The sequence below is a fragment of the Clostridium sp. AM42-4 genome, assembly GCF_003480105.1.
Taxonomy (GTDB): Bacteria; Bacillota; Clostridia; order Lachnospirales; family Lachnospiraceae; genus Brotaphodocola.
In genome coordinates, this window is record NZ_QUIK01000036.1 from 422 (window position 1) to 8,811 (window position 8,390).

At 44.8% G+C, this 8,390-nt stretch carries 6 protein-coding genes; 3 read left to right on the forward strand and 3 right to left on the reverse strand.

Translation table 11 applies throughout. From position 1 onward, the window contains the following. Positions 1-203, forward strand: a 203-nt coding sequence (locus DW922_RS17840; RefSeq protein WP_207666310.1) for a hypothetical protein, incomplete at its 5' end; no start/stop codon positions are given. Further along, a complete protein-coding gene (locus DW922_RS16890) occupies positions 187-1,527 on the forward strand; it encodes an MATE family efflux transporter (RefSeq protein WP_118727144.1) in 1,341 nt (446 codons plus the stop codon). The genes DW922_RS17840 and DW922_RS16890, both read left to right, overlap by 17 nt. Positions 1,528-1,616: 89 nt before the next feature. On the opposite strand, the gene DW922_RS16895 is transcribed toward DW922_RS16890, so the two are convergent. Continuing rightward, the gene (locus DW922_RS16895) at positions 1,617-2,792 is read right to left on the reverse strand and encodes a mandelate racemase/muconate lactonizing enzyme family protein (RefSeq protein ID WP_118543326.1); all 1,176 of its coding nucleotides are present in this window, start codon (positions 2,790-2,792) and stop codon (positions 1,617-1,619) included. Positions 2,793-2,850: 58 nt separating this feature from the next. Further along, positions 2,851-4,158, reverse strand: coding sequence for a 2-hydroxycarboxylate transporter family protein (locus DW922_RS16900; RefSeq protein ID WP_118543327.1), 1,308 nt, complete (start codon positions 4,156-4,158; stop codon positions 2,851-2,853). Positions 4,159-4,368: 210 nt separating this feature from the next. Here DW922_RS16900 and DW922_RS16905 point away from each other — a divergent pair, with 210 nt between their 5' ends. Next, positions 4,369-5,307: a LysR family transcriptional regulator gene (locus tag DW922_RS16905; protein WP_118706994.1), complete on the forward strand. Its 939-nt coding sequence runs from the start codon at positions 4,369-4,371 to the stop codon at positions 5,305-5,307. A 79-nt stretch (positions 5,308-5,386) separates the two neighbouring features. On the opposite strand, the gene uvrA is transcribed toward DW922_RS16905, so the two are convergent. Beyond that, the gene (uvrA, locus tag DW922_RS16910) at positions 5,387-8,218 is read right to left on the reverse strand and encodes an excinuclease ABC subunit UvrA (RefSeq protein WP_118727145.1); all 2,832 of its coding nucleotides are present in this window, start codon (positions 8,216-8,218) and stop codon (positions 5,387-5,389) included. Between the last annotated feature and the right edge of the window lie 172 nt (positions 8,219-8,390).

Sequence of the window (8,390 nt, forward strand, 5' to 3'; positions counted from 1 at the left end):
GCCGTTTTCCGGATCTCACCGGATACGGATGCAACGCTGCTGATAAAGGTGAAGTTTCCGCCGCAGAGTTCGCTGCCCTCGTAAATGGCAGAAAGGCCATTGACTATCGGGTAACCCTATGGTTTATTCTCTCAAAAGTCACCTGTATGTTCAAGACTATTTTCAGAATATCGAGGAGTTTTTATAATGACAACATCCATTAATCAGCATTTCAGCCCCTGGTCGCTGCTGAAATTTGCGTTTCCATCTATTATCATGATGATGTTTATGTCCCTCTACACAATTGTGGACGGCATTTTCGTATCCCGCTTTGTCGGAAGCAATGCGCTTTCTTCCTTAAATATCGCCTTTCCTGCTGCTAGCGTTGTCATCGCTGTCGGCACCATGCTGGCAACCGGCGGCACAGCTGTCATCAGCAAATATCTGGGCGAGGGCAAAAAAAGAGAGGCACGGGAATGCCTCTCTCTGTTTCTTTTAGTCGGACTGTTATTCAGCTTTTTCGCCGCTTTGATCGCTGTTCTCTTTCCAGAACCGATCTGCCGGATGCTTGGTGCAAACGACCTGCTTCTGGCTGACAGCATAACCTACTTGAAGATCCTGCTTTTGTTTTCCCCGGCCTGTATGCTCCAGACCCTGTTCCAGTGTTTTCTGGTTACTGCCGGAGCTCCGCATATGGGGCTGATCCTCACAATCCTGGCCGGACTGGTCAATGCCGTTATGGATTATGTTCTCATTGTACCGTGTCAGCTTGGAATCGGCGGAGCCGCCATGGCAACCGGACTGGGACAGACCATCCCTGCCGTGATCGGACTGGTCTTTTTCCTGTCACCCAGACACGAACTGCATCTGACCCGTTTTTCTTTCCGTGTAAAAGAACTCCTACAGGCCTGCTACAACGGTTCTTCCGAAATGGTCACCCAGTTTTCCAATGCCGTGATCACCCTTTTATTTAACATCATCCTGATGCGCCTGGCCGGACCGAACGGAGTTGCTGCCATCACCATTCTTTTGTACGGTCAGTTTTTATTCCAGGCCTTTTATCTGGGATTCTCCATCGGCATCAGCCCAGTGATCGGATTCCAGTACGGCGCTGAAAACCGAAAGGAACTGAAAAATATTTACCATATTTCTTTCCGGTTCACTGCAATCGTTTCCGCATTTATGACTGCGGCAGCCATCTTCCTTTCCACCGGCATTGTCACCATCTTCACGGATGATCCGAAAACCTATGAGCTGGCTGTCACCGGCTTCCGGCTGTTTGCCATAAACTTTCTGTTCTGCGGGTTTAATATCCTTTCCTCCGGATTTTTCACCGCACTGTCCAACGGAAGAGTATCCGCAATCATTTCCTTTGCGAGAACGCTGGTCTTTACCACGATCTCCCTGCTGATCCTGCCGCAGTTTCTTGGAATCAACGGTGCCTGGCTCGCTGTACCGATGGCAGAGTTTCTCACTCTGCTTCTGTCCATTGGTATGCACCGGAAATACTTTTTCCGGGAAGGTAGGCAGAATTATTTTCTGAAATAACACCAAATTCATTATAAACTGCTTCGACAATAAAAGGTTCTCTTTTACCGGTTATTTCGTAAAAAGAGAACCTTTTTGTTACTGAAATCTTATTGATCGCACACAGAACCATCTATTCTCATTCTAGTAGCAATTTTGTGCGACTGAAAAGGAAATAGTTTCTCTACATCTGGCACCAGTTCAATTCCCAATCCTGGTTCTGTTGGAATTTCAACATAACCGTCTTTTACATTTGGTACATGATTCACCATATCACGCATGCGTAATCCACTTTTCTTACCCATAAACTGATCTTGGGTGGAACGAACATCTGGTGATGGATACTCTGCAATAGCCAAATTATCAATGGCTGCACATAACTGTAACTCTGCATTCGTAGCAACAGGACTCAGCGGGTTGTGCGGCACCAGACTACAATGATGAGATTCTGCCACAGCCGCAATTTTCATAGCTCCCGTAATACCTCCACATAAACAAATGCTTGCTCTTACATAATGGCATGCTCTTCTTTCCAAAAGCATTTGAAATTCAAAAATATTATGAATACGTTCTCCAGTAGCAATGGGAATCCTAGAAGCAGAAGCCACTTGTGCCATTGCATCAAAATTATCTGGTCTAATTGGATCTTCCAAAAACATAGGGTTAAATTGTTCCAGTTTACCCGACAAAGAAATAGCCAAAGCAGGTTCCAGTCTTCGATGCAATTCCAGACAAATGTCCATATCTTTTCCTACTGCTTCTCGTATTTTTCCTACCCGCTCTTCTGCTTTATATAACATTGCCGCAGTTCCATCAGAAAATGGCACATCCGAAGGTTCATCCAAAAACGGATTAATATGTCCCACTGCTGTATATCCCTCTTCTTTTGCCTTTAAGCAATGTTCGACCTGTTCTTCTACCGTACAGCCATTCACATGTGCATATACTCTCACCTTGTCTCTACATTTTCCACCAAGCAACTGCCATATAGGCGCATTGTAATATTTTCCCTTGATATCCCATAATGCAATATCTATCGCGCTCAAAGCACCCATGATTGCTGCGCCACGGAAATGCGAATAGCGATACATGGACTGCCAAAGATGTTCAATATCCATCGGATCTTTTCCAATCAGATACTGGGAAAACGTTTCTATTGCCTGTGCACTGGCATCCAAAAATCCCCATGCTCCACTTTCCCCCAAACCTGTGATTCCTTCATCTGTGAGTATCTTACAATAAACAGCTCTGTTTGATTTTATTACTTTTACATTTACAATTTTCATATCGCTTCTCCAACCTTTTACCATATTGTTTATATGAATCATAGCTCGGCATGTCCATTCAGCCAAACATACCAAATACAACTCCCGAAATTGCAAGTACAATGGCTCCACCAATTCTAGAGGAAATTGATGCGTAAGTCATAAGATCCATTCTGTTTCCAGCAGCCAAAATCAGCATATCTCCACTGCCTCCCATGTTAGCCATGCATAACCCTCCTGTCATTGCGGCATCTATTGGATAAAAGCCCACGAGATAACCAATCAGCGCACTTCCCAAAATACAACCTACAATAATAGCAACAGAAAGCACCAGTGTTTTCACTGACATAGCATCGATAAAGCTCTGAAAATCCAGAAGAGAAATTGCCATTCCTGCAAATACTGACGGTGTCAGCCAAACTTTCATTACATCATAGACTTTGCAAATTCCTTTTCTTAATTTTGCAGACAACACACCACTAATATTTAATCCAACCGCAATAATAACCAAGTATGCATACTGATGAATCGATACACCAAAAATTTTAGGAAGAAACCATTTGGAACAAAGACCGGCAAATACCCAGCACCCAGCCATGATCATCATTCCATTTCCCATATCTTCTAAACTGTATGTAACCTGCTCCGAATCTCCAATGCTATCTTTGTCATTCTTTTTACGTAATAATTGACTTCCATCTCCTGTCATTTTTGGAAATTTCTTTCCTAAAAGATCCAAACCAACAGCAAAGAAAATGCAAAGAATATTAGCAACCATCAATGCAGACATCGCAATGCCGTAATATACATCCTTGTCTTTTCCTGTCACCTCTTCATAAATGCTACTCATTGGAAGAGCACCTGCTGCACTTCCACCACCCATTATAGGCATCACATAAGTCATCAAAATGTCTCCGATACTTAAATGGAAACAAATCATGCCTGCTGCAGCCGCCATAATCGCAGCTCCTACTAAGCCACCTAAAATACACGGAAGATATCCGACCAAAGATTTTAACAAAATTTTTCGCTCAATAGCCATAACTGCGCTTACAATCAATAATGTAAGAAAAAAAGCTTGAAAATTGATTCCAGACATCCAGTTATTTGCAGCTTCAACATAAGCTTCCGGTATTAATTTCGCCCATGTTGCAAAAGAACCAAGTAATAATAAAAGTAATGGTCCACCACCTAAATAATCTTTTACGATTGGAAGCTGATTGCCCACTCCCATGATTATAGCTCCGATTACTGTAAGCCAAAATATTGTAGAGCCAAAATCTGTTCCCATTTTTCCTGAGTACATACCTAATACCGTTATCCCAGCTAACACCACCCATGTCAGTAAAGGCAAACCCATCCATTCATACTTTTTCGAAACACCCATAATAATATTCTCCTTATATTTTTTTCTTTTTTCTTAAATATTTGTCGACATATATCAAGAATTTTTATGCAATTTCTGCATTTATTGACTTTGCTGCAAAAGCATCATATACTTTATGACATAATTATATTGTGTAATTCATCATTTTGTCCAATATGTTACCATAAATAATACTATAAACAAATATTTATAATTCAAGGAGTGTGCTTTATGTCTTTCGATAAATTAGATTATGTCATAGCTGTTGCTCAAGAACAAAATTTAACAAAAGCTGCAGCCAGACTATATATTTCACAGCCCGCATTAACAAGTGCATTAAATAAGTTAGAAAGCGAATTAGGTGTGAAACTTTTTGATCGTAAACATTCACCGATCAGACTGACCGCTGCCGGAAATCTCTATATACAAGAAATGAACCATATCCGGCAACTGCAGATCAAAATGCAAAACCAATTATCATCTTTATCAAAAACTCGTTTCTGTCTAAGCATCGGAAGTGGACGTGGGCATTATTGGCTTCCCCTTTTACTGCCCACGTTTGCAAAACTTCATCCAGACGTACAATTGTCTATCAATAACAACGCTTTGAATACACATGACAAAAACATTGACAATCTTCCTGCTACTCTAGCGATCGGAACTTTTAGCCTTTCAAACACGCATAACAATATTCAAGATGAATTTTTAATCCAAGAAAATCTTATCTATGTAATACCTCAATCGCTTGGCCTTATTTCACCAGAAAAATACAAAGGATGCTCTATTGAACATCCTTGCCTTATCGATTCTTCTATATTAGACGGTGCACCTTTTGTTTGTGGCGAAAATATTAATAATTACACATATTTTTTAGAACGAGAAATGAATCGCTATCAGTTTAAATATGGAAATCTAATAACCTATGGTACGCCTCAAGCTGCTCTGCTTCTTGCCAGCAATGGCATGGGCGTTACATTCATTTCTCAAAGTATTTGCAGATGGGAACAAATTGCATCTCGATACGATGTTTATTTTTGTACTTTGGATTCAACACCTCCCGTTCAAAACATTCACGCCTTTTATGCTGAAAATCCCAATAACGTCAATTTAATTCAAGATATGCTTGATTTAATTCGTAAACAATTAATCCCACAGCTCTATCCTTTATAAACATAAAAAATCCGAATGTCATTACACCATATGTTACCGTGTAATGACATTCGGATTTTTCTAAAAACACCTATGATGATCAGTTTCTACTCAGATACCGCTTCACATACTTTCCAGTATAAGATACCGGGCTTTCTGCGACTTCCTCCGGCGTTCCTTTCGCGATAACAGTTCCACCGCGCTCGCCGCCCTCCGGTCCAATATCGATCAGGTAATCCGCTGTTTTGATCACATCCAGGTTGTGCTCAATGACAATGACCGTATTACCACCATCCGACAATCTACGCAGGATCTCCACCAGCTTGTGGACATCCGCAAAATGCAGACCGGTTGTCGGCTCATCCAGAATATAAACGGTCTTTCCGGTTCCACGGCGGCTTAACTCCGTCGACAGCTTGATCCGCTGTGCCTCGCCGCCGGAAAGCTGGGTTGACGGCTGTCCCAGACGGATATACGAAAGTCCCACGTCATTCAAGGTCGCAATCTTCCGGTAGATCGACGGCACATTCTCAAAGAATTTCATAGCCTCTTCTACCGTCATGTTCAGCACATCGTAAATGCTCTTTCCCTTATATTTCACTTCCAGCGTCTCGCGGTTATAGCGTTTGCCCCCACAGACTTCACACGGCACATAGACATCCGGCAAAAAATGCATCTCAATCTTGATGATGCCGTCACCGCTGCAGGCCTCACACCGACCGCCCTTCACATTAAAGCTGAAACGTCCTTTGTTATAGCCCTTCGCCTTGGCATCCGGCGTCGACGCAAACAGGTCGCGGATCATATCAAACACGCCCGTGTAAGTTGCCGGGTTAGAACGCGGAGTACGGCCGATCGGGGACTGGTCAATGTTGATGACCTTATCTAGCTGCTCCAATCCCTCGATCTTCTTAAATTTGCCCGGAATAGTACGCGCACGGTTCAGCTTTCTTGCCAGTTCCTTATAAAGGATTTCGTTGACCAGGGAACTTTTTCCCGAGCCGGAGACACCGGTCACGCAGGTCATAATGCCAAGTGGGAAGGAAACATCGATATTTTTTAAGTTGTTCTCTGCTGCCCCGCGCACTGTGATCCAGCCGGTCGGCTGTCTGCGCTCCTTCGGAACCGGGATCTGGATGCGTCCGCTCAAGTACGCACCTGTGATAGACTTTTCGTTTTTCATGATTTCTTCTGCCGTGCCAACCGCCACGACTTCTCCACCATGTTCCCCCGCTCCCGGTCCGATATCCACAATACAGTCCGCTGCCCGCATGGTATCTTCATCGTGCTCGACCACAAGCACGGTATTTCCAAGGTCGCGCAGATGTGTCAGGGTCGCAAGAAGCTTGTCGTTGTCGCGCTGATGCAGGCCGATACTCGGCTCGTCCAGAATGTAGGCAACTCCGACCAGACCGGAACCAATCTGCGTTGCCAGACGGATCCGCTGTGCCTCACCACCGGATAACGTACCAGTTGCCCGGGAGAGAGACAGATACTCCAGACCGACATTCAGCAAGAAATCCAGACGCGCCTTGATCTCTTTTAAGATCTGATGACCGATGGACTCCTGCATCGGCGTCAGCTTTAAATCCTCCAGAAAAGCACGGAAGCGGGTAATGGACAGCTCCGTTGCCTCATAAATATTCAGATCACCAACTGTAACCGCCAGGGAACCCGGCTTTAAACGCTGACCCTTGCAGGCCTTACACGGTGTGATGCGCATAAACGTCTCGTATTCCGCTTTCGATGCTTCGGAAAAGGTTTCCTTATAGCGGCGCTCCACATTGCGGATCAGACCTTCGAATGCGACCGGGTAAATGCCCTCACCGCGCTGTCCCTTGTAATAAACTTTGACCTCTTTCCCGTTCGTTCCATGCAGGATCACATCCTGGATTTCCTTCGGGTAATCTTCAAACGGAGTATCCAGATCAAAATGATACTCCTTGCACAGCGCATCCAAAATGGCATGGGTAAAACTGCTCTTTTCCGTGCAGGACTGCCAGCCCATCACCACAATGGCTCCTTTGGAAATGCTTAAGGACTTATCCGGGATCATAAGGTCCTCATCAAATTCCATCTTATACCCGAGACCGAAGCACTCCGGGCAGGCGCCAAACGGATTATTAAAGGAAAAGCTTCGCGGCTCCACCTCTTCGATGCTGATGCCGCAGTCCGGACAGGCAAAGCTCATGCTGAAATTGATCGGCTCCCCGTCGATCACATCAACGATCATGAGACCATCCGAAAGTCCCATAACGGTCTCGATGGAATCCGTCAAACGCTTTTCGATGCCCTCCTTCACCACCAGACGGTCTACCACGATCTCAATATTGTGTTTGATGTTCTTTTCTAACTTGATCTCCTCGGAAAGGTCATAGAGATTCCCGTCAATGCGCACGCGCACATAGCCGCTGCGGCGCGCCTGCTCCAAAAGCTTGACGTGTTCCCCCTTGCGCCCGCGCACCACCGGTGCCAGAAGCTGGATCTTCGTGCGCTCCGGCAGCTGCAGGATCTGGTCAACCATCTGGTCGATGGTCTGTTTTTTGATCTCACGTCCACACTTCGGACAGTGCGGAATACCGATGCGTGCATACAGAAGACGCATATAATCGTAGATCTCCGTCACCGTTCCCACCGTGGAACGCGGGTTGCGGTTGGTCGATTTCTGGTCGATGGAGATGGCAGGAGAAAGTCCCTCAATGCTTTCCACATCCGGCTTTTCCATCTGTCCCAGGAACTGTCTGGCGTAGGAAGACAACGACTCCATATAACGCCGCTGTCCTTCTGCATAGATGGTATCAAACGCCAGGGAAGACTTGCCCGAACCACTTAATCCAGTCAGAACTACCAGTTCATTTCTTGGGATATCCAGGGATATATTTTTTAAATTGTGCTCATTGGCACCTCGAATCTTGATATACTGCTTTGCCATGGCCGTAAACCTTTCTTGTGCATCGTTGCATCGTCACTTGTACGATTCCTCTTTTTAGTGTAACTCAGATACCAGCCCATTATACCACAGCAACAGGCTGCTTGCAAACATTTGTTCGCAGACTAAACAATTTAGCACAGTAAATATCAAAGGTGCGAAAGCTCCCGCAGCC